Below are 269 nucleotides of genomic sequence, written 5' to 3'. Positions count from 1 at the left end.
GTTCATCAAGAAGTAGCTTCTCGCGAGCCTCATAAGCTGTTCGGAAAGAGGAGTCATGGCTCATATTTTCCCATTTATTTATTGCTTTTTGTAAAATTGGATCTTGATTCATTGCAATCTCCTCCAATGTTTGAGTTAAATATTCATCTTCATGTGCTGGTAGTAATAACATCCAACGAACAAATGCATTTTCCCATGGATTTACTTTTTCTTCACGCCATTGTTTGACCAATTTTGGAATTTCAACAAAATGAATTTCAATATCATCA

1 protein-coding gene is annotated in these 269 nt (G+C 34.6%); it reads right to left on the bottom strand.

Features of this window, described 5'->3' with window-relative positions:
* A partial coding sequence (locus ORL93_RS31105) for a PD-(D/E)XK nuclease family transposase (RefSeq protein WP_265960360.1) occupies positions 1–269 on the bottom strand: 269 nt, incomplete at both ends.

This window comes from Bacillus sp. DHT2 (genome assembly GCF_026241455.1).
Taxonomy (GTDB): domain Bacteria; phylum Bacillota; class Bacilli; order Bacillales; family Bacillaceae_G; genus Bacillus_A; species Bacillus_A pseudomycoides.
This window is presented reverse-complemented; position numbering and strand designations above follow the sequence as displayed.